The 23,398-nt window shown below is 52.8% G+C and carries 10 protein-coding genes; 8 read left to right on the top strand and 2 right to left on the bottom strand.

Going from position 1 to position 23,398, the window contains the following annotated elements:
- Positions 1 to 242: 242 nt before the first annotated feature.
- The 3 genes from STSP2_RS04900 to STSP2_RS04910 all read left to right on the top strand — a co-directional run bounded on the left by STSP2_RS04900 (position 243) and on the right by STSP2_RS04910 (position 6,235).
- Positions 243 to 755, top strand: a complete 513-nt coding sequence (locus STSP2_RS04900) for a chemotaxis protein CheW (protein WP_146660381.1) — start codon at positions 243 to 245, stop codon at positions 753 to 755.
- Between the two features lie 223 nt (positions 756 to 978).
- Entirely contained in the window at positions 979 to 2,946 is a 1,968-nt protein-coding gene (locus STSP2_RS04905) for a methyl-accepting chemotaxis protein (RefSeq protein WP_146660382.1), read from the top strand.
- Between the two features lie 73 nt (positions 2,947 to 3,019).
- Positions 3,020 to 6,235, top strand: coding sequence for a CHASE4 domain-containing protein (locus STSP2_RS04910; protein WP_169853000.1), 3,216 nt, complete (start codon positions 3,020 to 3,022; stop codon positions 6,233 to 6,235).
- A gap of 86 nt (positions 6,236 to 6,321) precedes the next feature.
- On the opposite strand, the gene STSP2_RS04915 is transcribed toward STSP2_RS04910, so the two are convergent.
- Entirely contained in the window at positions 6,322 to 6,903 is a 582-nt protein-coding gene (locus tag STSP2_RS04915) for an HPF/RaiA family ribosome-associated protein (RefSeq protein ID WP_146660386.1), read from the bottom strand.
- A 256-nt stretch (positions 6,904 to 7,159) separates the two neighbouring features.
- On the opposite strand from STSP2_RS04915, the gene STSP2_RS04920 reads away from it, so the two are divergent.
- The 5 genes from STSP2_RS04920 to STSP2_RS04940 all read left to right on the top strand — a co-directional run bounded on the left by STSP2_RS04920 (position 7,160) and on the right by STSP2_RS04940 (position 18,501).
- Positions 7,160 to 7,756, top strand: coding sequence for an LURP-one-related family protein (locus tag STSP2_RS04920; RefSeq protein ID WP_205848004.1), 597 nt, complete (start codon positions 7,160 to 7,162; stop codon positions 7,754 to 7,756).
- A gap of 209 nt (positions 7,757 to 7,965) precedes the next feature.
- Positions 7,966 to 9,555 carry a DUF1553 domain-containing protein gene (locus STSP2_RS04925; RefSeq protein WP_146660389.1) on the top strand — a complete coding sequence of 530 codons (1,590 nt, stop codon included), beginning with the start codon at positions 7,966 to 7,968 and terminating at the stop codon, positions 9,553 to 9,555.
- Between the two features lie 48 nt (positions 9,556 to 9,603).
- Positions 9,604 to 10,950, top strand: coding sequence for a DUF1501 domain-containing protein (locus tag STSP2_RS04930; RefSeq protein WP_146660391.1), 1,347 nt, complete (start codon positions 9,604 to 9,606; stop codon positions 10,948 to 10,950).
- A gap of 13 nt (positions 10,951 to 10,963) precedes the next feature.
- A complete protein-coding gene (locus tag STSP2_RS04935; protein ID WP_146660393.1) occupies positions 10,964 to 13,402 on the top strand; it encodes a pre-peptidase C-terminal domain-containing protein in 2,439 nt (812 codons plus the stop codon).
- A gap of 122 nt (positions 13,403 to 13,524) precedes the next feature.
- Entirely contained in the window at positions 13,525 to 18,501 is a 4,977-nt protein-coding gene (locus tag STSP2_RS04940; protein ID WP_146660395.1) for a lamin tail domain-containing protein, read from the top strand.
- Between the two features lie 91 nt (positions 18,502 to 18,592).
- On the opposite strand, the gene STSP2_RS04945 is transcribed toward STSP2_RS04940, so the two are convergent.
- Positions 18,593 to 23,155 (bottom strand): lamin tail domain-containing protein, encoded by a 4,563-nt coding sequence (locus tag STSP2_RS04945; protein WP_169853001.1) that lies wholly within the window; start codon positions 23,153 to 23,155, stop codon positions 18,593 to 18,595.
- Positions 23,156 to 23,398: the final 243 nt, after the last annotated feature.

Raw genomic sequence — 23,398 nt, forward strand, 5'->3', positions numbered from 1 at the left:
GTCCTATAAAACAAATCTGTGTCTGCATTGCGTCTGTATTTTAAGTTCTTTTGGAGGCGCGGTCGGATGATATTTCCTGAATGAGAGCAAAATGGGGGTGTTTTGCGCGCTTGTAGGTAGAAAAAACTAGCGAGTAGGTGCATTTCTTTATTAACGACTTCAGTTTGGAGGTCGAACTGTGGAATGACCAATCAGGTGGTCAGAAAACGGTAACGACTAATTGTGGTAAACTGGAGTTTGTTATGGCTGAGAGAGTTGCAAAAAAAGAAGGCGGCGAGTCAAGGGCGCTTCTCGAGCGAGAGGGCAAGTATCTGACATTTGTGCTTGCGAATGAGGAATTCGGTCTTGAGATCCTTAAGGTTCGGGAGATCATCGGTTACATCGATGTGACGAGTGTGCCGCAGACGCCTGGGTACGTACTTGGGGTTATCAATCTTCGCGGTCAGGTTATTCCTGTAGTGGATCTTCGGGCCAAGTTCGGAATGGAGCTTGCGGAGAGAACGCAGGAGACCTGTATTATCGTGGTCGAGTTCGAGCAGGGCGGTCGCCAGATCAGCACGGGTATCGTGGTTGATCGTGTTTCGGAAGTGCTTGATATTGCGGGCGAGAATATCGAAGAGACGCCTCAGTTTGGTTCTTCGGTCGGCACGGACTATATTCTGGGGATCGGCAAGATCGGCGATACTGTGAAGATCCTGCTCGATATCGATAAGGTGCTGTGCAATTCGGATGTCGCAGGGATGTTCGAAGGCTAGGGCACCGCAAACCTGAAAATTTAACGAGAAGAGTTACTAAGGCGGGCGAAGTGCGCGCAAAGTCAGACAAGAAAGAATAATGACTGGTCGAGTTCAGCAGCACAAGATGTGATTCATCAGACTGGGGGAGAGAAAGTCCGGCAGGAGGCCGGCAATAGTTTAAGAGTGATCGAAATGCGTTTTCGGTTTGCACGTAAATGGATTTAATAAGGGAGCATGACAAATGTTTAAGAACATGAAATTGGGAATGAAGATCGGTGTAGGTTTTGGGATCGTTGTGCTGATCGCAGCGGTGATCGGCGTGACTGGTGTGCTTGGATTCGGCAAGACCGAGAAGATGGTTGCGCTTGGAGATGAGGCAACGGTGATGCTGAATTCGCTGTATAAGTGCGGCATGGAAAGAAGGGCATTTCAGCAACAGGGGTTCGAGAAGTATGAAGGCAGTGAAGAGACAGCGGTGGATCGATGGGAAAAAGATTTTGAAGTCTTCACGGCAAGTATGAACAACCTCAAAGATGCTGAGGGCCTTAGCAAGAAAGAGGATGAGCTGGTGGAGGCATCTTTGCCGTTGGCGAAGGATTACCGTGAGACATTTGAGGATCAGCAGGCTGCGCGCAAGATGTGTGATGACTCCTTTGCGGAGTGGTCTCGTGTGGGCTGGGCAGTTACCGAATCGATAAGTGAAGTTGTTAGCGATGTGATAGGTCCTGAGAGAAAAGATGCGCGTGAAAAGGATAATCTCGAGAAGCTCGAGAAATGGGCGGTCATTGGAACAACGCTGGATCAGGAGTTCGTTCAGAACTTTATATTGCTGAGAGTTACGGGTGTATACCTTGCAATGACCAAGACCGATTCGTCGTATGAGAATTACAGCAAACAGCTTGCCAAGGTTGAGGCGGGCCTTGAAGATTGGAAGAAGATTGCGGCTGGAGAATCGAAGCTCGATTCAACTGTAAGTGATCTGGAAAAATTCGTTGCCGACTATAAAGCTGCCGGGCAGAATTTCTACCAGGGAGTGCTTGCTGAGCGTAAGGCGGGCGGTGAGATGGCCGCTGTGGCGAGCAAGATACTGAATAACATCAATGAGTTTGAGAAAGATCTGGATGCACGCTCAGATGCTGCGATCGCAAGGACGAATGTTATTATGATCGTGATGGTTGTTGCTGGTGTTATTTGCGGTACTCTGCTTGCGTTTGTTATAGCACGCGGTATTGTCAAGCCCGTCAACAGGATCATCGCCGGTCTGCGTGAAGGCAGTGAGCAGGTTGCGAGTGCTTCGGGTCAGGTATCGGCTGCGTCTCAGTCACTGGCCGAGGGTGCCACGGAACAGGCTGCGGGTCTCGAGGAGACTTCGTCTAGCCTGGAAGAGATGAGCAGTATGACCAAGCAGAACGCGGACAATGCACAGCAGGCAAGTATGCTGGCGGGTGAGGCACGGACAAGTGCCGATCGCGGTAATGAGGCGATGGGCAAGATGAATTCTGCTATCGAGGACATTCAAAAGTCTTCGGATGAGACCGCGAAGATCATCAAGGTTATCGATGAGATCGCGTTCCAGACGAATCTGCTGGCGCTGAACGCAGCGGTTGAAGCAGCGAGGGCCGGTGAAGCGGGCAAGGGATTTGCCGTTGTAGCTGAAGAGGTTCGTAATCTCGCGATGCGTTCGGCTGAGGCAGCGAAGGATACTTCTTCGATGATCGAGGAATCGGTCAAGAACAGCAAGCATGGTGTGGAGATCGCAGGTGAAGTGGCGGAAGCTCTGGGTGAGATCGTAGAGCGTGTGAGCAAGACGACGGACCTTGTTTCTGAGATCGCAGCGGCGAGTCAGGAGCAGTCGCAGGGGATCGACCAGGTCAATACGGCTGTGACACAGATGGATAAGGTGACACAGCAGAACGCAGCCAACGCCGAGGAAAGTGCCAGTGCCTCTGAAGAGCTCAGTGCACAGGCGGAACAGATGAACATGGTGGTTTCGGAACTTGTTGAGCTGGTTGGCGGTAAGAATGCTCACGGCAATGTGACAGTTAGCAGATCTGCAAACAAGGCCAGCAGGCCAGCTCGTAAGCTTGACAGCAGTGACCAGGCGTTTCATCAGATAGCTAAGGGCAAGGAAGTCCCACAGGATAAGTTGGAAGCTGAGAAGAGCATACCATTCGGCAGTGATGACGATTTTGATTCGTTCAACAGCTAAATGAGTGTTGTCAGCAAGACAAGCCCGGCCGGCATGGATGTCGGTCGGGCTTAGTTTGAATTGGAGTAAGGCTATGAAGCTGATAAACAAGTCACGGGTGATATTCTATTCTGCAGTGGTTCTGTTTGTGCTGCTCAGTTATGTTGTGCAGCGGTATGCGGTCTATCCCAGTTTTGTACAGCTTGAGCGTGAACATGCGACGGAAGACCTGCAGAGATGTTCAAAAGCCATCGAAAGGGAGATCGAGCACATAGAGCAGATGACGGCGGACTGGGCCTGCTGGGATGACACTTATCAGTTTATCGTCGATCAGAATGACGAATATATACAGAGCAATCTTATTGATGAGACATTTGTTAATGAAGGATTGAATGCAATTGTATATTTCAATTCTGATGATGATTTTGTATGGGGCAGAAAATACGAATCGGGTGCTGAGGCAACATTTGCGATAGATCCAAAGAAATGCTGCGATCTGGTTTCGAGATACAATCTGATCGAGGGATTGGATGGTGAAGAGCGGACAAGGGGGGTGATAAGGACAAGCATTGGGTTGATGATGGTATCTGCCTGTCCGATACTGACCAGTGAATCGAAAGGTCCTGTTGGTGGGCACCTTGTAATGGGGAGATTATTGGACGACAGCCTGGTCTCGGAGATTTCCGGCCGTACAGGGGTGTCGATGAGGATATGGCCGATCGTTGAGAGTGCTGATCAATCTCAATGTGACAGCGACCCTGTTGTCAGGCCTATAAACAGGGGGGATGAAAACATAAAGTCCTATTTAGAATTTCCGGAAATGGGCGGAGGTAAAGCATTCGTAATCGAAACTACCAGCGGCCGGGATATGTCCAGGGCCGGCTCGGTTGCGATCAAGCTTTCATTGCTGCTGGTTGTTTGTCTGAGTTTTCTTTTGATGCTTCTGGTAAGATGTGTTCTTAACGTTTCGGTTATTGGACCGCTTACGAAACTCAAAAACTGGGCAAAACGAATTCGTGAGAGCGGGGATCTCGAGTCCCGGATAGGCATTGAACGAAATGATGAGATAGGGGAGCTTGCGGGGGAATTCAATGGGGTTTTGGGCAGGCTGGAGGAGGACAGGGTCGAGCTGGAGCGGAAGGATGCCAGGCTCAAGGCCAGTGAGCGGCGTTGGAAGGGGCTGTATCAGATATTGCCCGGTGCTACTCTTATTATAAGTAAGGACAGGGAGATTTTGGATGTAAATGAAGAGTTGTGTTCGCTTACAGGCTACAGCAGGGATGAGCTTATCGGGCAGTCTTGCAGAAAGATATGTGGGGGAAATATGTCGTTCTGTGTAGTGTCCAAGATCGATGAGGAGGTTATAGATAATGTTGAGGGGAGGATAAAGATACGTGACGGTGGATTCAAGCCTATTGTCAAGAGTGCACGAATGGTGAATCTGGACGATCGTGAGGTGATCGTGGAGAACATGCAGGACATTACAGTGCTTAAGGAGGCTGAGGAGAATCTGGCTAAGCGTCTCAAGTATGAGGAAGGGCTTGCAGCGTGTTCGCAGGTGCTGCTGAGGAATGAGCCGGATGAGGAGCGCGTGGAGGAGGGCCTCGAATTTTTGCGAGAAGCGTGTGATGCGTGTCGCGTATATGTGTTTGAGAATTTCATGTCAAGCAAAGGTAAACTTTGTGCGAGATATGCCTGGGAGGTCTGCAAATCAGGAGTGAGTGAAGAAATCAGAAATCCTGACAATCAGATTGTCAGTTATCACGAAGATTTGAGTAGTTGGTACATGGATCTGTCCGAAGGGCGAGCGATAGTCGGGAACATATCAGACTTTCCTGAAGCGGAACGCAAAGTTTTGGAGCCTCAGAATATCAAGTCGATACTATTGCTGCCTTTATTTGTCAATCAGGACTTTTTTGGTTTTATCGGGTTCGACGATACACAGCGGGTGAGAGACTGGGATGAAGGCGATGTGAAATTACTCAGTACCGCAAGTGAAATAATATCGGCGCATATCGAACGAAAGATCTGGGCCGAGGAGATCAGGCATGCGGGTGAGCGGGCCGAGAGCGCAAAACGGGAAGTAGAGAGGGTCAATAAGGAGCTCGAGGCTTCGGTTGAGAAAGCGAATGTGCTTGCGGGAGAGGCTACGGCAGCGAATGTTGCGAAAAGTGAGTTCCTCGCTAATATGAGTCATGAGATCCGCACGCCTATGAATGCGATAATCGGTTTCAGTGATGTGTTGATGGGGGAAGATCTGGCGGATGATCACAAGCAGTATATCGAGATCATACGAAACAGCGGAGAGGATCTTCTGAGGCTGATCAACGACATACTTGATTTCAGCAAGATCGAATCGGGGAAGCTGGAGACCGAACAGGTAGAATGCAGTGTGGAAGAAATACTGGCAGGTATGGAATCGCTGATGCGGCCTGCGGCAATCGACAAGGATTTGAGTTTTCATGTTTTACAGTGTGACGATATGCCTGACAAGGTCAAAACGGATCCTGCCAGGGTGAGACAGTGTCTGATCAATCTTGTGAGCAACGCGATCAAGTTTACTGATGAAGGGCATGTCTACGTCAATGTACTCAAAGAACAGCGGGATGGTGAATTATATCTCAGATTTGACGTGGAAGACACGGGCGCGGGTATACCGGAGGAAAGGCAAAAGGCTATCTTTGAGTCATTTACGCAGGTTGACGGTTCGACGACGCGAAAGCATGGAGGGACGGGCTTGGGGCTGACTATTACGCGTCAACTGGCGGAGCTGCTTGGAGGTGGGCTCGAAGTTCAAAGTGAGGAGGGTAAGGGCAGTGTGTTCAGTTTGACAGTGAAAGCTGGAGTGAAGGAGGAAACGCGAAACGGCGTTAACAGGTATGCGTACGTTGATGAGATTGCCAAAGAGCCAGAGCCCGGGAAAGCGATACTCAGTGGTAAGGTACTGGTTGCTGAGGATTGCGTGACGAATCAGCAGTTGATCAAGACGATGCTTAGAAAACTCGGGCTGGATGTTGTGATCGCCGGTAATGGTAAGGAGGCGGTCGAGATGATTTGGCGGGATGATTTTGACGTTGTGCTGATGGATATGCAGATGCCGGAGATGAACGGTTATGAGGCGACGCGGTTCCTTCGCGCGGGCGGATACCGCAAACCGATCATAGCTGTGACTGCGCATGCGATGCAGGGTGACAGAGATAGATGTCTGTCTGCCGGCTGCGATGATTATATCAGCAAGCCGATAGATAAGGGGGAGCTGAAAAAAATGCTGGAAAGGTATGTCAAACAGCCTGATGCGGCGGTTCAGTGAGCTGAATTTTACCGACTAATTTTGATTGTAAAAAAGGATATGCGTCTTCTGGCAGGCGCATATCCTTTCTATATTGATGTTTCCGGTCAAGCAATATTTCCTGGCTTGGGTTGATACTCGATCTCTACCGAGCTGGCCTGCGGCCCTTTTTCTCCCATATGGACGACAAAGCGTACGCCTGTACCGACGTTGAGCCGATCATAATCATCATGCAGAACGCTGTTTTTGTGGAAATAGACATCGTCGCCTGTATCGACGGTGCGGATGAAACCGTAGTCTTCGTCGGCGAAGATTTTTGTGACGATCCCCATGACCTGCTGCTCGGGATGTATCTTGACCTGGCCTTTTTCTTTTTCGGACAGTTTTTTCAGTTGTTTTTCGGCGGCCTTGAACGTGTTGTTTATTACAGTTTCAAGCGGGGTGTGCATGTCGCCTTCGCTGGCGGACTGCTTGGCTACGATCTCCTGTGACGGCGGAACGGTGACATCAATTCTCACGCGGTGGGGATTGCCAGTGTCGGGGTGTTTTTGCGGGCACTCGACCATTACCCGGCAGCTTATCATCTGGGGGCAGATCTTTTCGAGTTTGGCAATCTTGCCGTTGATCAGGTCCTCGAGTTCGGGTGTTTTGGTTACATCTTTGAAGGTTATTTCTGTAGGTCCCTGCATAAGTGTGTCTCCAAAAATTTACAAATATTACCAATTTCCGTTCATTGAGTATTTTAAGGCAGCCCAATCATGTTCGAAATGGAGAAGTTCCTGAGATGGGGTCGGCAAAAACCTTAACTATCGGATATGGAGGCCAGGAGCAGTTTTGAAATACCTTCTAAAATACTGGAGAATAAACCGGAATTGTTGCTTGACATAGTCTGCTATATTAGTAGATTGTAATCGCTGGGGCGGGTTTATTTGCCAGGAGAAAATGATGGCTGGTGGGAATACTTTGCATGCGTCATTCGGTCACGACAGGTACATGTTCAGGCGGAAGGTTTTCAAGGTTTTCGGCGGGGCGTTTCATGTTTATGATCCTGCGGGCGGGGTGGCTTTTTATGGTGAGCAGAAGGCGTTCAAGCTGAAGGAGGATCTGCGGGTTTATGCGGACGAGAGGCTTGGTGAGGAGCTGCTGGTGATCAAGACGCCGCAGATACTTGACTGGGGAGCTACCTATTATGTTCAGGATGGTGCTACTGGCGTTGGTGTGGGAGCCTTAAGGCGGAAAGGGCTCAAGTCCATGTTCAAGGACGAGTGGGTTTATATGGATGCGGCTGGTAACGAGGTTGGGCGTCTGGCTGAGAGCAGTCTGCTGGGGGCGCTGCTGAGCAGGCAGACCAATCTTATGCCGCAGACTTATAGAATCGCATTGAATGACGGCCGGGAAGTGGCGAGGATCAAGCAGCATTTCAATCCGTTCATACTCAAGTACACGATGGACATTGTGAACGGGGATGGCGAGATCGACAGGCGGCTTCTTATGGCGAGCGGGATACTCCTGGCGGCTATCGAGGGGCGGCAGGAGAGTTAGCAACGGGCTAGCGGCACGAAAAAGTCACTATATTGTGAATTTCATGCAATTAACGGGGGCGGAGGTGCGTTATAATAGTGATGTTGGACCGGGTGACTGTCATTGGACAGTTGTAATCCGGTTTATGCGCACTGTGCGGTTCCTGTTTTTAGAGGCTGTTTTGAAACGGCTTGCAGGAGGCTGTGCTTGAAGAGCTTGAAGGGGAGCTTATGAAAGACGGGCTGAATATGTGTTTGCGGGTTGTGAAGCCGGGATTTTGCTTGTGGTGCTTTGTGCTTGTCGGGGTTTGCGTGGCTGAGCCTGCTATCGAGCCTTATGAGAGCGGGGATAAGTATGTGGCGCGGAACAAGATCGATGCGCTGGTGCGGGCGACGCTGGATGAAAAAGGGATCGAACCCGCGAAGCTTTGCAGCGATGAGGTTTTCATTCGGCGGGTGTATCTGGATATGACGGGGCGGCTGCCTGAGCCGTGGGTGGTGCGTAGATTTCTGGAGAACCCGAGGGGGAGCAAGCGGGGAGCCATTATCAATAAGCTGATGGAGACGGAGGAGTTTGCGGATTACTGGGCGCTGAAGTGGTGTGATATCCTGCGGGTCAAGGCGGAGTTTCCGATCAATTTGTGGCCGAACGGTGTGCAGGCGTATTACAGGTGGATCCGGCAGGCGGTGAAGGAGAACATGCCGTATGATGAATTCGCCCGGGCGCTGCTGACATCGAGCGGGAGCAATTTCCGGGTGCCGCCGGTGAACTTTTATCGCGCGATACAGGGCGAGGAGGCTGAGGCGATCGCGCGGGCAGTGGGGCTTACTTTTATGGGGTGTCGGGTGGAGGAGTGGAATGCCGAGAAACGCGAGGGTCTGGAGGCGTTCTTTTCGAGGTTGCTTTACAAGAATACCGCTGAGTGGAAGGAACAGATAATCTGCCTGGACCCGGGGCCCGCGGGGGAACTTACGGCGAGATTTCCGGATGGTGAAGAGGTGACGATCAAGGCGGGCGAGGATCCGCGGGGCGTGTTTGCAGACTGGCTCATTCAGAAGGATAATGCGTGGTTTGCGAAGAACATCGTAAACAGGCAGTGGTCGTGGCTGATGGGGCGGGGGATAATTCATGAGCCCGACGATATTCGCGATGGCAATCCGGCGGTGAATCCCGAGCTGCTTGAGTATCTCGAGAGTGAGCTGGCGGGGTCCGGGTATGATCTGCGGCATGTGTTCAAGCTGATACTGAATTCGCATACTTATCAGCAGTCTTCGGTGCCTGCTGATGAAAGTGAGGAGGTTGAGAGATATTTTGCGGTGTATCCGGTGAGGCGGCTGGATGCGGAGGTGCTTATAGATGCGCTTTGCTGGATATCGGGGACTAACGAGCGGTATTCGAGCAAGATACCCGAGCCGTTCACGTTTGTGCCGGCGGATGAGAAAACGGTGGAGCTTGCGGACGGGAGCATCACGAGTCAGTTCCTGGAGATGTTCGGGAGGCCCTCGCGGGATACGGGGCTGGAGTCGGAGCGGAACAGGGAGGTTACCGAGAGGCAGCGGCTTCATCTTTTAAATTCGTCACAAGTTCAGAACAAGATCGAGAAGGGGTGGCGAATTCGGAACCTGATGCGCAGGGCCAAAGGCAATAAGCAGGTGATGATCAATCAGCTCTATCTGCACATTCTGTCGCGGTTTCCGACGGCTGAGGAGCGGGAGACGGTGACGGAGTATTTCGAGATGAAGGGAATGAATAATCGCAGGGCGGTGCATGATATTGCCTGGGCGCTTATAAATACGAAGGAATTTCTTTACAGGCATTGATCTGCAGTTTGGCGGTCGGGTCTGAGGGCATGAAATAAGGGGTATAACATGAACGGTTGGAACGAGATGACACGGCGCGATGCCGTGAAGATGGGGCTTGTTGGGGCCGCGGGACTGACCGTTAGCGGGTCGCGGGTTTTGGCGGCGGATCAGAAGGCAAAGAAGAAAAAGCGTGGGACCGGCAAGAGCAAGCCTGAAGCGAAGGCGAAATCAGTGATACAGATATGGATGTGGGGCGGGCCCTCGCACCTGGATACTTTCGACCCGAAGCCAGGTGCGGGAGAGGATTATTGCGGGCCGTACAAGAAGCCGATCTCGACGAATGCGGATGGTGTACAGATATGCGAGATGCTGCCGAAGCTGGCGAAGCATGCGGACAAGTATTCGATAATTCGCAGTATGACGCATGGGATAAACGGTCATGAGACGGCGTCGTATATGGTGCAGACTGGGCATGAGCCGGGCAGGCTGGTTTATCCGAGTATGGGGGCGGTGGTGTCGGTGTTCAAGGGTTATGAGCACGGATATGACGGACTGGTGCCGCCATATATTGTTTTGACGCAGCCGCAGGGCAGGTTTTCGGAGTCCGGTTTTCTGGGGCCGAAGTACAAGCCGTTTTCGACGGGTGGTGATCCGGCGAGGACGCCGTTTGCGGTTGAGGGGATAGTCGCAAGGGGGATCTCGGACAAAAGGCAGAAGGACAGGCGGGAGCTGATGCACTCGCTGGATACGCTGGGCAGGGTGATGGGCGGCAATGAGAAGTTCGCTGAGCTGGACGAGTGTGAGGAGGAAGCGTATGATCTGATGTTCGGGGATGCGAGGAAGCTGTTCGACCTGGGGCAGGAGAAGGAGGCGATGCGCGAGCGGTATGGGATGAACACCTTCGGGCAGTCGTGCCTGGCGGCGAGGCGGCTGGTGGAGCATGGTGTGCCTTACATTACGATCAATTACAGGGGTTGGGATACGCATAAGCAGCATTTCGAGACGATGGCGCGGAAGCTGCCTGAGATGGACCAGGCTATGTCGGCGCTGCTGGGAGATCTGAGTGAGCGTGGTTTGCTGGACAGCACTATCGTGTGGTGGGGCGGTGAGTTCGGAAGGGGGCCGAAGATACAGAAGGAGTCGCCGTGGAACGGTGGTCGGTCGCATCATGGTAAGTGTTTCAGCAGTTTGGTCGCGGGCGGCGGGTTCAAGGGCGGAAGGGTTATCGGCGCGTCGGATGAGAAGGGCATGGAGGTTGCTGAGCGGGCGGTTTATCCGAAGGATCTGATCGGGAGCATGTATACGCTGCTGGGGATCGATCCGGACGGCAAGCTGCCGAATCCGAGGGGGTTGGATGTTAAGGTAATGCCCAGGTCGGAAAAGGGCGAGGGCAGATTGACAGAGATAATGTAAAGCGGGCGTTTATATGAAACATGTGCGATTTATTTTGGTCGGGGTTTTCTGTTTTGCTTGTTCAGCGTGGGGTGTGGACAGGCGCGAGCCGCATGTTGGCTATGTGTATCCGGCAGGCGGACAGCGGGGTAAGGTGGTGCGTGCTGCGGCGGGCGGACAGTTTCTGTGGGGAGCGAAGGATGTGCATGTTTCGGGTGAAGGTGTGCATGCTAAAGTGATCAAGCATATGCGGCCGGTGGGGAACTTGAACAAGGAAAAGCGTGAGGCGATCACCGCAAAGTTGAAGGAAGTGCGGGATATGCGGCTTGCGGAGGTAGAGGGTAAGAAGGCCGGGGATAAGTCTGGAAATAAAGAAGGCCGTAAAGCGGCAAAAGTTGCAAAAGATCAGTCTGGCAAGGGTGGTGAGAAGGCAGAAAGCGATAAAGAGAAAAAGGGTAAGGCTGAGCGATCAAAAATGCCTGAGCATCCGCTGCTCTACGATGTCGAGGATTGTTCACTGCGGGAGCTGGCGCATATTCGTGATGTGCTGTTTATGCCTCGGTTCTTGAAGCAGCAGAACAGACAGCTTGCTGAATCGGTGCTGATCAAGATCGAGATCGATGAGGACGCTGAGCCGGGGCCGAGGGAACTGCGGATCGGTACCGGGTTGGGACTGACGAATCCTGTGATTTTCGAGGTTGGCTTGGGGCCGGACGTGTATGAGCAGGAACCTAATGATAAGGAGGCGATGCCGGAGCTGAAGAATTATCCTAAAGCACCGAAAGGGAAAGTTGTAGAGCTGCCTGCAGTGCTGAATGGTCAGATAATGCCGGGCGATGTGGACCGGTTCAGATTTCGTGCGAAGAAGGGGCAGAAGCTGGTGGTGGATACGCATGCGAGGCGGCTAGTGCCTTATCTGGCGGATGCGGTGCCGGGCTGGTTTCAGGCGGTGGTGACGATCTATGATGCGCGGGGGAATGAGGTTGTGTTTGCGGATGATTACCGATTCAGCCCTGATCCGGTGCTGCTGTGGGAGGTCGAGCGGAGTGGGGAGTATGAGCTGGAGATTCGTGACGCGATCCACAGGGGTCGCGAGGATTTTGTGTACCGCATATCGGTCGGCGAGCAGCCGTTCATTACTCATATGTTTCCGCTGGGCGGGCAGGTGGGCAAAGATGTGACGGCGGAGATATCCGGCTGGAACTTGGCGACGGATGAGCTAAAGCTGGATACGAGTGAGGGGGGCGGTGTATTGCGACAGACGTGTTACCGGAGCGAAGGGGAAGTGTCGAATGCTGTGCCGTATCTTGTGAGTGAACTGCCATCGCGAATGGAGAAGGAGGATAACGGGAGCAGGGGCAAGGCGCAGAAGTTGGAGATCGGTGTGACCGTCGATGGTCGAATAGGTAAGGCGGGGGATGTGGATGTTTATCGATTTGAAGGCCGTGCGGGCGAGAGGGTTGCGATCGAGGTGTTTGCACGCAGGCTGAATTCGCCGATGGATGCGGTTGTGAGGCTGATGGATGCGAGCGGTGAGGTTATTGCATGGAACGATGATCATGTGGTCAAGGGGGATGAGCATTTGCACAAGAATGCGAGCGGGATGCTGACGCATCATGCGGATCCGTATTTGACGGCCGAATTAAGTAAGGACGGCGATTATTTTGTAGAGGTCGAGGACGTGCAGCAGCATGGCGGTGAGGCGTATGCGTACAGGTTGCGGGTGGAGCGAGCCACGGGTGATTTCGCTTTGCGTGTGGTTCCGGCGAGTATTAACGTGAGGACGGGATTTGCGGTGCCGGTTTGGGTTTATGTGCTCCGCAAGGACGGTTACAGCGGGCCGATAGATATTTCAGTGAAGGGGGATCTGGGGTTTGAGCTGACGGGCGGGCGGATCCCGGCTGGGGCGGACAGGGTTTGCATGTCGCTCAGGGCCGGCAACGAGCTAAAGGGCGGGATGATCGATATTGAGTTTGAGGGCAGTGCGATGATCGGGGAGGAAACAGTTGTTCGCACGGCTGTTGGTGCAGAGGACATGATGCAGGCGTTTCTGTACAGACACCTCGTGCCGACGCAGGAAATCGTAGCGGCGGTGAAAAAGTTGAAATGGAAGGTGCCGGGTGTGACGATTGACGCTGAGCAACCTTTGGTAATTACGGCTGGACAGTCTGAAGAAATTGTTTTTAAAACACGAAAGCGGCGGCTTTTGAATGAACTGCGTCTCGATATATTGAATCCTCCCGCGGGAGTTAGCGTAGAAAAAGTCAGGGTCGTCGATGAGGGGTTGGCTTGTAAGGTTAAGTGTGCCGAAGGTGACGTTCAGGATTTTAGCGGCAATCTTATTTTTGAAATGGTGAGGGAATGGCGGCCCAAGGGCAAGGACGGTAAGCCTGGTAAAAAGCGGGAGAGTTCTTTAGGCGTTCTGCCTGCGGTGCCGGTGGAGATAGATGCGAAGGTATCAGCGAGGTCGTGATATCGGGCGATGTCTTTGCCGGATCGGGGCGGGTGATGTTTTGTCTTGGATTTTGAGGCCTTTTCCTGTATAATCATCTTCAATTGCAATTAATAGAGTGTGTTCAGGAAAAGGGTGTTTTCATGAAGAGTGTGCATCAGTTTTTTGTGCTGGGGGTCGTTTTCTTCTGTTCTTTTTCGATGGGGGCCAACTGTCCTCCGGGCGATATCAGCGGTGACGGCTGGGTCGATATGGCAGATCTGGAGGTGTTTGCGGGGGAGTGGCTGGCCGGGGAGGATTCGGTTGCCAATATCTCCGGTTCGGGTCGTGTGGATTATATCGATTTTAACGTACTGGCTGGTTCATGGGGGCAGGTTTGTGAGAAGGTTGTTATCAACGAGATGTTTTTCAAGCCTGATGATAAACTGCAGCCGATGGAATTTGTCGAACTTTATAACGCCGGGCAGGAAGCGGTCGATCTTTCGGGGTGGTATTTTTCGGATGGGATATCTTATGCGTTTCCCCAGCAGACGGTGATCGGTTCGGGGGAGTATCTGGTCATTGCCCAGGACCCGGAGTACCTCAGTACACGGTATGGGCTAAGCGGTGTGCTCGGTCCGTATGCTGCGAAGCTGGCGAACGAGGGTGAAACTGTTACGCTGAGAAACAGTTTCGGCGAGAAGATGGACGAGGTGGATTACAAGGCGGAATCTCCGTGGCCGTTGGCTAGTGTTGGGCGGGATTCGTCGATGGAGCTGATAAATCCGCTGCTCGATAACGATCTGAGCGGGAGCTGGCGGGCGAGCGGTTATTATCCTGGGCTGCAAACGGCTAATCAGGCGAAGTATTTGGTGGAAGCTCAGGCGCAGGGCTGGCGGTGTCGGAAGGGGACTTCTGAGGCGTCCGATCCGATGGAGCTTTGGCGTTTTTTGGAGTTTGTCGAAGACGGCACATGGTTTGATGGTAAGGCCCCGGTTGGGTACGATGCGAACAATGACTACGCGATCAACACCGAGCTTTCGGATATGCGCAACAGCTACAATTCTGCGTACCTGCGTAATACTTTCACAGTGTCTTCGATGCAGGAGGTTTTCGACACGCCCAAGCTGAGGATATATGTTGATGATGGCTGTGTAGTCTGGATCAACGGTGTCGAGGTTGGGCGTTTTCATGTTGGCACGGGCGATATTGCCTACAACGGAACGGCCTACAATCATGAGGCGAGCTGGGAAGAGATCGAACTTACTGACTGGGCGAACTATTTCAATGTGGGCGCTGGTTCGGCGGGCGAAAATGTCATAGCGATACATGCGATCAATCGTACTTCCGGGAGCAGTGATTTTGTGATCGACGCAGAGCTTTATGTCCCGGGTGAGGATCCGAGTGAGCCTTCGTTTGAGCCGACGCCGGGTGCGCAGAATAGCTGCTATGCGGATAACGCACCGCCGCAGACAAGGCAGGTGGATCATGAGCCGCAGATGCCCGCGACAGGCGAGCAGGTAAAGGTTACCGCTAAGGTGACAGACCCGGACGGAGTAGCGGCGGTCGTGCTGAAGTACCAGATCGTTTCGCCTGGTGATTATATCCCGGCGTTTCTGCCGTTGACACATACGGAGCTTGTCAATACGCCTAACAAGGAGTTTGAGCCTAATCCGGCATTCGAAGATCCGGCGAACTGGACGAGTCTTGCAATGGTCGACGACGGTACGGGCGGGGATGAAGCGGCCAACGATGATGTGTATACAGTGATGATGCCGCCGCAGTCGGATAACAGGACGCTTGTGCGTTATCGTATCGTCGTGACCGACAGCAAAGGTGCATCGGTGAGGCTGCCGTATCTGGACGATCCTTCGCTGAATTATGCGTACTATGTTTATGACGGAGTGCCAGCGTATACTGCTCAGTCTACGACGGTGGATCCGGACGGGGCGCCGCATACGTACAGCGAGGCGATTATGAACTCGCTGCCGGTGTATTCGCTGGTGACGCGGTCGAAAGATTTCTCTGAATGCATAGCCTATGATTCCGAGGATCGGGTGCCAAGTTCGAATGAGGATGCTCGGGACAGGTTCAACTGGGAGGGTGCTTTCGTTTACGACGGTGTAGTTCATGATCATATTCACTATCGGCTGAGGGGTGTAAACCAGCGTTACGCCGGCAGCGGCAAGCGGTCGATGAGGGTGAGGTTCAACCTGGGGCATTATCTGCAGGCTAAGGATAACAAGGGTGAAGAATTTTCGACGAAGTGGCGGACGCTGAATATTGGAAAGGCCTGCGATAATTTGCTGAATCAGACGTTCTTCGGGCTGAACGAACAGATGAACAACAAGCTGTTCAATATCGTGGGTGTGCCTGCGCCTTACATGTATATGTTCCATTTCCGTGTCGTGGATGGCCCGGATGAGGCACCTACGGGTGTCCTGGGGCAGTACTACGGCGATTTTTACGGCATGTATCTGGGTATGGAGGACTATGATGCGAGGTTCATGGATGCGCATGAGCTAGCTGACGGGAACCTTTACAAGCTTAAACACATGATCTTTAATCATGAGGAGGTTCAGCGGAACCAGGGCATAAATTCGGTCACTGACGGCAGTGATTTTCAAAATATACGTCAGAACTGTGATCCGGATAAGGATGCAGCGTGGCTGAACCGGTACGTGGATTATCCGCACTGGTACAAGTACAATACGATCTGCGAGATGGTCAAGCATCGCGACTATAATCCGTCTGACGGGTGGCTGAAGAACAGGGCGTGGTATTTTGAGCCCTTCGTCGGTGATGGAGGGATCGGTCGGCTAAGGACCTTGCCGCATGATTCGGACGGCAGTTGGGCACATAATGTATGGAACGGCAACGGAGATTACCCCGAGGAGGCGATATATGCGGACCATCCCGGCGGTGATCATGACGATCCATCGAACTGGTACTACTTCTATTATGAGGGGACGTATCCGCCCAAGGAAGAGTTCATACTGGAGCATCGCAACGTGATGCGTGAGATGCGTGATCTTCTGTGGAAGGAGGACGTGATCAATCCGATGCTGGATGAACTGGCAGCGGTTATTGCCGAGTTCGTGCCCGCGGACAGGGACAGATGGAGGTATGGCCCGTATTCGTCAGGTTCGCAGGATTGGGGCCCGATGGAGCCTAGAGTTGCGAGCATGAAGGCGTTCGCGTTTACGGATTCTAACAACAGGGCCAGTTATATTGACAGCCGATGCGAGGAACCAATGGCTCAGCCGGAGAAGCCGACGGTCAGTTATACCGGTACGGCAGGGTATCCGGTGAACGATCTGCGGTTCGTGACCAGCTCGTTCAGTGATCCGCAGGGTTCGCAAACGTTTGCAGCCATGAAGTGGCGTATCGCAGAAATAACTGATCCGATGTGCCCGGCGTATGATCCTGACGATAAGCCGCACTATGAATACAATGCTCTGTGGGAGAGCGAGGGTGTGGATCCGACGAATCGTACGATCAAGGTACCGGCGGCTGTAGTCGATGCTGGCCATACTTATCGCGTGCGGTGCAAGATGCAGGACAACACGGGCCGGTGGGGACACTGGTCGGAGCCGGTGGAGTTTACGGCAGGTGATCAGCAGTCAACGGCGATCCTGGAGGGACTGCGGGTGAGTGAGGTGATGTATAATCCGGCTGACGCGGATCTTAGCAAGGGTGAGCTGGATGCTGATAATGACGACTTTGAGTTTATCGAGCTCAAGAACGTTGGTACGCAGACGATCGATCTGTCGAACGTGACGATAAGCGATGGTGTTGAGTTTGCGTTTGCAGGCAGTTCGGTAACCACGCTTGCGCCGGGTGAGTTCGTTCTTGTCGTGCAGGATGAGGCTGCCTTGCTGTCGAGGTATCCGGGTGTCGGCTCGTTGGTCGCGGGTGAATTCGCCAACGGCAAACTGTCGAACGGCGGCGAGCGCATCGTGATAGACGACTACTGGAACGGCGTTGTCGCTGAGTTTAGCTATGCTGACGCTCGCGGCTGGCCGATAGAGGCGGACGGCGGAGGGCATTCGATAGTGCCGTTGCCTGCTGCTATCTCGGCTCAGAATGACGGGGCGCTCGACTGGGGCGGTAACTGGCGGGGCAGCACGTTTATCGGCGGCTCGCCCGGTTTTGATGATCCTGTTCTGAATGATGAAGTTGTGATCAACGAGGTCATGGCGCATACTGATCTGGATGACCCTGCGTACCCGGATCATGATTCGAATGACTGGATCGAAATATACAATGGCGGATCTTCGAGCATAGTTCTGGACGGCAACTGGTATTTGAGCGACACCGAAGACGATTTGAAGAAATGGCAGCTTCCAGGCGTTACGGTGGCGCCGGACGGATTTGTCAGTTTTGATGAGATCAGCGGCTTTCATCAAGACCCGCTTGGGCCGATTGGATTTGGTCTGAACAAGGTTGGCGAAAAGGTAATACTTTCTTATCTGCCGGGCAATGGGCTGGACAGGGTCGTTGACAGTGTACTGTTCAAGGGCCAGGAAAATGACATTTCCCTTGGCCGGTATCCGGACGGCGGCGAGTATCTATTCCATATGGCTGCCACACGAGGCGCATCCAACATTGCGCCTGACGGCGGAGTACTGATCAGCGAGATCATGTATCATCCGACGGAGAATTCGGGGCTCGATGAATATATCGAGATATACAATCCGACGGCGAATCCTGTTGATCTGTGGACCAGTGAAGGGCCGTGGAACATCGATGGGGGTGTTGATTTCGTATTGCCGGCCGGTATTACGCTGGGAGCGGGTGAACGAATTGTTATTGTCGGATTCGACCCGGTGATCGAGACTGAAAGACTTGCTGACTTCGTGGGGCTTTACGGAGCTGAGGGTCCTATATTTGGGCCCTGGTCGGGCAACCTCAGCAACGGCGGGGAGAGGGTGACCCTGGAAAAGGCGCTTGATCCCGATCTGCCCGACACTGACATACCGTGGTATATCGTGGACGAGGTGATATATGCCGACTGTCCGCCTTGGCCGAGCGATGCTGACGGGGTGGGTGATTCACTGCACCGCAGGCATACAGTGGGTACCTTCTCTGGTTGGTCGCCGGACAACTGGCAGGCTCTGTCACCGACGCCGGGGCGGTAATAAGAATATTTTAAGCTGATGCTGAAAGCAGGGGACATTTCTTAGTGAAACGTTCCCTGCTTTTTTTCATGCTGGTCCTGCAACGAGCTGATCAATTGCCCGGAGACGGAGTGAGAGCGGTCCAGTTCGACACATCGTTGCTGTAGCTGTTCAGGTCGACGCGATGCAGTGACGAGCCGTCGCCATCCGTGGGATCAGGCCAGGGGCTGTCATCGTCATAGTCCACTCGTTCGACCCTGATGTAGCATCTTTCGCCTGCCTGATCGATATCGCCCGGCATAGCGAGTTCGAGATCTTCGCCACCGTTGCTGAGATTGGTATCCGATTCGAAGGGGCCGAAAATTTGTGTGGTGACATCTGAGTATCGCTCGGCGAAAGCGGAGGTGTTTTTGACGACCAGAATTGTTTCACCCGGAGCAACCGAGACACCGAGCGGGAAAGTAAATTCAACGCCGTCGGTAAACTTCCAGGGGACGTGCATCATTTTGTCCGCGTCGTAGTCCTGGAGCACAACAGTTGTGCCACTGACATTTGTCAGCTCGATGTATTCATATTCATCATTGTCGTAGCTGCCTCCGTCCGGCGGGTTGTACATAATCTCAGAGATGACGATCGGGCCCACGGCGGGGTATGAGTTTGGCTGGCCAGGCGTTTGGGTCCGCATCGCGGTGAAATCGTGTGTGCCGTCCGAGAGTTCGTATCTTCCGAAGGATACCCCGGTGGCGGATGGCCCGAAGTCTTCCTGTTCGACATAGCCTGTGGGCTGGTGGCTGCTGGCTGAGCGGAGGTAGGCTGTTTCGCCGTTTTCACTGAATGCGAAGGGAGTGTTGCAGCCGGGATCCGAAGGATTGCCGAAGTGCTGGTCCTCGTATAACACGAGATATCCGCCAGCGGGTATTACCGTACCCAGGGCGATGCGATAGCGGGTCGGTTCGGCTTCCTTATCCGAGATGAACCACCCGCCGATGTTTATGGGTTCGTCCGTTGTGTTGTGCAGTTCTATCCAGTCGGGCGCGTCGCTGTGTGAGTGTGCAAGAATTTCGTTGATCTTGATAGAATCGAGGGGCGGGAGCGTGCCTGCATCGCAGTAGCCGGGTGAGCCGCCTGGTACAACAGAAGGTCGCCATCCGTCTTTGTCGTCCCAGGTTTGCAGCGGTGATGAGTCTTCGTCGCGAATGGTCATCGAGTATCCCTGCCCGTCTGTGATCTCATACCAGTTGTCGCTGTAGTCGAATTCAAGTATGGTGCTGTTGGTGGTGTCTTCGAGCTTGATTTTCTCACCGGAGTTGCTGAGATAGCCTGCGTACTGACCCGGCGCCAGAGCCAGATCGGAAGTATCGTAACGTGATTCGAATGCCTGGCGATTCTTCGCGATTATAATGTATTCGCCCGCTCCGAGCGTGAGGTTGCCGTCCTGGGGGAACGTGTAGTATATGCCATCGGTAAGCTTCATGCCGTCGAGCAGGACGGATTGGGTGCCGATGTTTTTAAGTTCGATGTATTCGAATTCTTCTTCATTGAAGCCTGAACCGACAGTTGGATGATACATGAATTCGGTGATGCGTATGAATCTCTGCTGGTCGGAAGGTGCGGGCGGGTAAGTGAGGATTGCTGCTTCGCTGTTATTTGTGTCGATGAGTCTGACCGTTTCGCCCCAACTGGACAGATGCCCATCGTAGTTGCCCTGTACGAAAAGGCCCTCGCCGCCGGTAGGTGAGGTTGCTCGCTGGCGGAAGGTCCGGACGTTGGGCGAAACATACAGTGAGCCGCTCGCGGGGATCACCGTGCCTTTGCGGAACGTGTGTTCGATGCCGCCGGTCAATTTCCAGCCGGATATGTCGGCGTAGAAGTCATTAGGGTTGATCAACTGTATGTACTCTTCATCCTGGTTGGCGGAAGCGGGATTGAAGTCATAGCTGCCAAAGCTGATCGCGAGATCGGCTGGCTGGCTGTTCGGGATTTCAGCCGAGAAAGAGTTCGGGATGCTGTATGCTGCAGCGTTGTCTACGTTGTGAGTTACGAACAGGTGGGTTCTGCGAACGTCGAGGTAGTCATTCTTGAGAATGTCCACAGCCTGGGCCGGGGTCTGATCCTTTGGGTATCCTTCCTGGCCGCCCCATGTCCAGGGGTCCGCCCATTTTTCGTAATCAAGCTGGAGCTCGGGTCCCATTTGAGAATACATTTCGTCGATGCGGTTTTCTATGGGGCGTTCGCTGTACTGCGTGCCCGGTGCTTTCAGGAACTCGTCCATGCATGTACGCAGTCTTCTGCGGAACATATTCTTCACGATCGGGTCCCTGAGCAGCGCATCGATAAGATTGTTCCAATGGTAGTTCCATTCTTTCGCATCGGACCGACCCAAAAATGGATGAGAGGGCTTCACATCAGTCGATTTGCCTGGGATCTGGTCATCGTCCGCATAGATCGTGTCATGGTATGAGCTTCCGTCCCAGTTCGAGCCCCAGGTCAGGTCGTGATCCCAGGGCATGAAGAACCATTCACCCGAGCCGTCTGTATCGCAGTAGAGATAGTGGTTTTTGTGCGGATGATCGTTCTGATGTACAAGGATCGTAGCGACGAGGTATGCGAGCGTTCTGGGCAGGTCCACGTTGTCCATGATGTAGTTGTGCAGTTCATTTCCGGTAAGATCATTTATGTTAGTGCAGAAGCTGTCAAGATCCGTACGACCTTCCCATTCTCTTGTTTTTTTCTCGGCCCAGCCGCCTGCTTTGAATGTGTTGTACATCTTGTACAGGGCGCCGTCGGGGTCGAGACCTTCGCGTTCGAGCAGCTCTTCTTCGGGTTCTTCAATGAATATGCTTATTCCGAAGAATTCGCCGTTTCGCTCTGCGCGTACCGGGAACGACTCGGGTCCGGGCGAACCGACCCAGTCGTACATCTCAAAAGCCAGAGGCTGACGGATATACGTCTTGTCGCTGTAGGTGCTGTTGAGGTTAATTTCGTCGACACGGTCAACATCCGGATCGAACTCGAACTTGTGGCCGTGGTTGAATTTGAGCTTGAAATGTTTCTTCGGTGCGTATGCGGTGCTTCCGCCTCTTATGTGTATGTCGATATTGTCATAGAACTGGCCGAGGTAATAGACGGATCCGCGTGTTCCGCTCCGGCTTTCGGATGCGGCAACATCTTGCACATACCACTGAATGCGGGGCATCTGAGTTTGCAGTGAGGCGTCCGTAATGACCGTGCCGTAATATTCTGGTGAATTCTCTGGATACGGGAACAGAGGTGCTCGGGATGTTTCACCTTCGCTGTCAGTTGCGGTGACGAACCAGCGGACCATGTCATTGTGACCGGCGGCGGAAGCGGGGATTGCAGCGGTATAAATGCCGTCCAAGGCTTTCTGGTCGTACTGGGAACCGTCATCGACCATGTCGATCTGTACTTTTGGGGCGTAATTTATGCGGTAGTGAAGCGAGACGCCAGCAATGCTGTTTTTGGTGGGGCTGACCTTTGCTGTGATAACGATGTCTTCGTCATCAGCGGGTTGGGACGGGTTTTCGGTGACATCGGTGATGCAGGGGCCTGGATTCAGTGTGCCGCTTTCGTTTACAGCTCCCGGTGTAGGCGGGGACATATAAAGCTGTGAAATGTCGGTCGAATTTCCTATGTTGGTATAAGTTGCGATCAGTTTCGGATAGATAAGCAGATCGGAGCTGCTTAGGTTGACGTTGAGCCCTTGGAAAGCGAGCACGTTCTCGCCCAGAGCCAGAAAATCCTTGTATTTTGTGATGTCGAAATCCTCGTCCTCGACGGCGATGCTGTCTGGTCTGTTCTCAAGGGCACCGGAGTTGTAGGTGAGGGTTTCGGGTGCGTTTTCGCTGAGTATTTGATGGCCGTTGAGGTAGACAGCAATTCCGTCCTCATATTTTAATCTTAAAATGAGTTTCGACAGATCGGTCAACTGATCAACGGTGAACGGGATGCGAACGTAGACCGACTGATTACTGTATCGCATGTCACTGACATCCAGATCGATCAGTGAGCCGTAATCATAGCCGATAGCGGCTTTGCCTTTTAGCCAGCCGAAGGTTTGGAATCCCGGGTTTGTCCATGAATCGCCCATCGAATCATCCATGGGAATTTTGGCAAAGGCTATATGATCGGTGTCCATTAAAATTTCGTCGTATGTGTGTGCCGATACATTGCCGAGCCCGTAGGAGATATCAAAATACTGATTAGGATATGTTTCGTATTGGTGAGCAATCGTTGTTCCGTCGGGCTTGACCAGGGCCAGGAACTCGCCTTGTGAATCGAGTGCAAAATTGGTGTGTAACTCTGCGTCCGGGTCCGATCTGTCCTTACCGGATGCGAAGATGACCGCGAAACTATCCGATGGTATTTCAAGGCTTGGCAATCGCCATTTGGTAAGGTCGGAGCTGTCGTCTGTGAGATACCATCCTTTTAGGTTAATATTTTGCGGCATGGGATTGTACAGCTCGATCCAGTCGGAGGTGTCGCCGTCAATATCGGTTATCGAGTCGCGGTTGTAGGCCATGAATTCACTTATGAGCACAGTTGCAGAATGGTCGAGCCAGCTTCCAGCAAGCAGTGCCAGATCGCTGTAGTCTGTGCTGCCATCGCCGGTGAGATCGGCCGGGCTGGGTGACGGAGAAAGCCAGTTGTCAGCCATAATGCGAAGGTCCGATATGTCTACGAAAAGGTCCCCCGTGAGGTCCGATGCGCGGGCAGTTTGCACTAGAAACAAGACAACAAATAAAGGCGTTAAAAGCCTGCAACCGGTCTGTGGTTTCAAAACTTCCTCCGTAGTTTTTTTGGTCATAAATATTGGCACTATATATTATAGCAAAGATCCATCTTAAAACCAAATCTTTGGCAGTTTGCCGCGAAAAAAACGATCCAATTGTCTCAGAGA

This window comes from Anaerohalosphaera lusitana (genome assembly GCF_002007645.1).
In the GTDB taxonomy this organism is placed as follows: Bacteria; Planctomycetota; Phycisphaerae; order Sedimentisphaerales; family Anaerohalosphaeraceae; genus Anaerohalosphaera; species Anaerohalosphaera lusitana.

Excerpts from the sequence above, each read along its gene's own strand:
- STSP2_RS04900 (WP_146660381.1), top strand. The coding sequence starts at position 243 with ATGGCTGAGAGAGTTGCAAAAAAAGAAGGCGGCGAGTCAAGGGCGCTT.
- STSP2_RS04905 (WP_146660382.1), top strand. The coding sequence starts at position 979 with ATGTTTAAGAACATGAAATTGGGAATGAAGATCGGTGTAGGTTTTGGG.
- STSP2_RS04910 (WP_169853000.1), top strand. The coding sequence starts at position 3,020 with ATGAAGCTGATAAACAAGTCACGGGTGATATTCTATTCTGCAGTGGTT.
- STSP2_RS04915 (WP_146660386.1), bottom strand. The coding sequence starts at position 6,903 with ATGCAGGGACCTACAGAAATAACCTTCAAAGATGTAACCAAAACACCC.
- STSP2_RS04920 (WP_205848004.1), top strand. The coding sequence starts at position 7,160 with ATGGCTGGTGGGAATACTTTGCATGCGTCATTCGGTCACGACAGGTAC.
- STSP2_RS04925 (WP_146660389.1), top strand. The coding sequence starts at position 7,966 with ATGAAAGACGGGCTGAATATGTGTTTGCGGGTTGTGAAGCCGGGATTT.
- STSP2_RS04930 (WP_146660391.1), top strand. The coding sequence starts at position 9,604 with ATGAACGGTTGGAACGAGATGACACGGCGCGATGCCGTGAAGATGGGG.
- STSP2_RS04935 (WP_146660393.1), top strand. The coding sequence starts at position 10,964 with ATGAAACATGTGCGATTTATTTTGGTCGGGGTTTTCTGTTTTGCTTGT.
- STSP2_RS04940 (WP_146660395.1), top strand. The coding sequence starts at position 13,525 with ATGAAGAGTGTGCATCAGTTTTTTGTGCTGGGGGTCGTTTTCTTCTGT.
- STSP2_RS04945 (WP_169853001.1), bottom strand. The coding sequence starts at position 23,155 with ATGGCTGACAACTGGCTTTCTCCGTCACCCAGCCCGGCCGATCTCACC.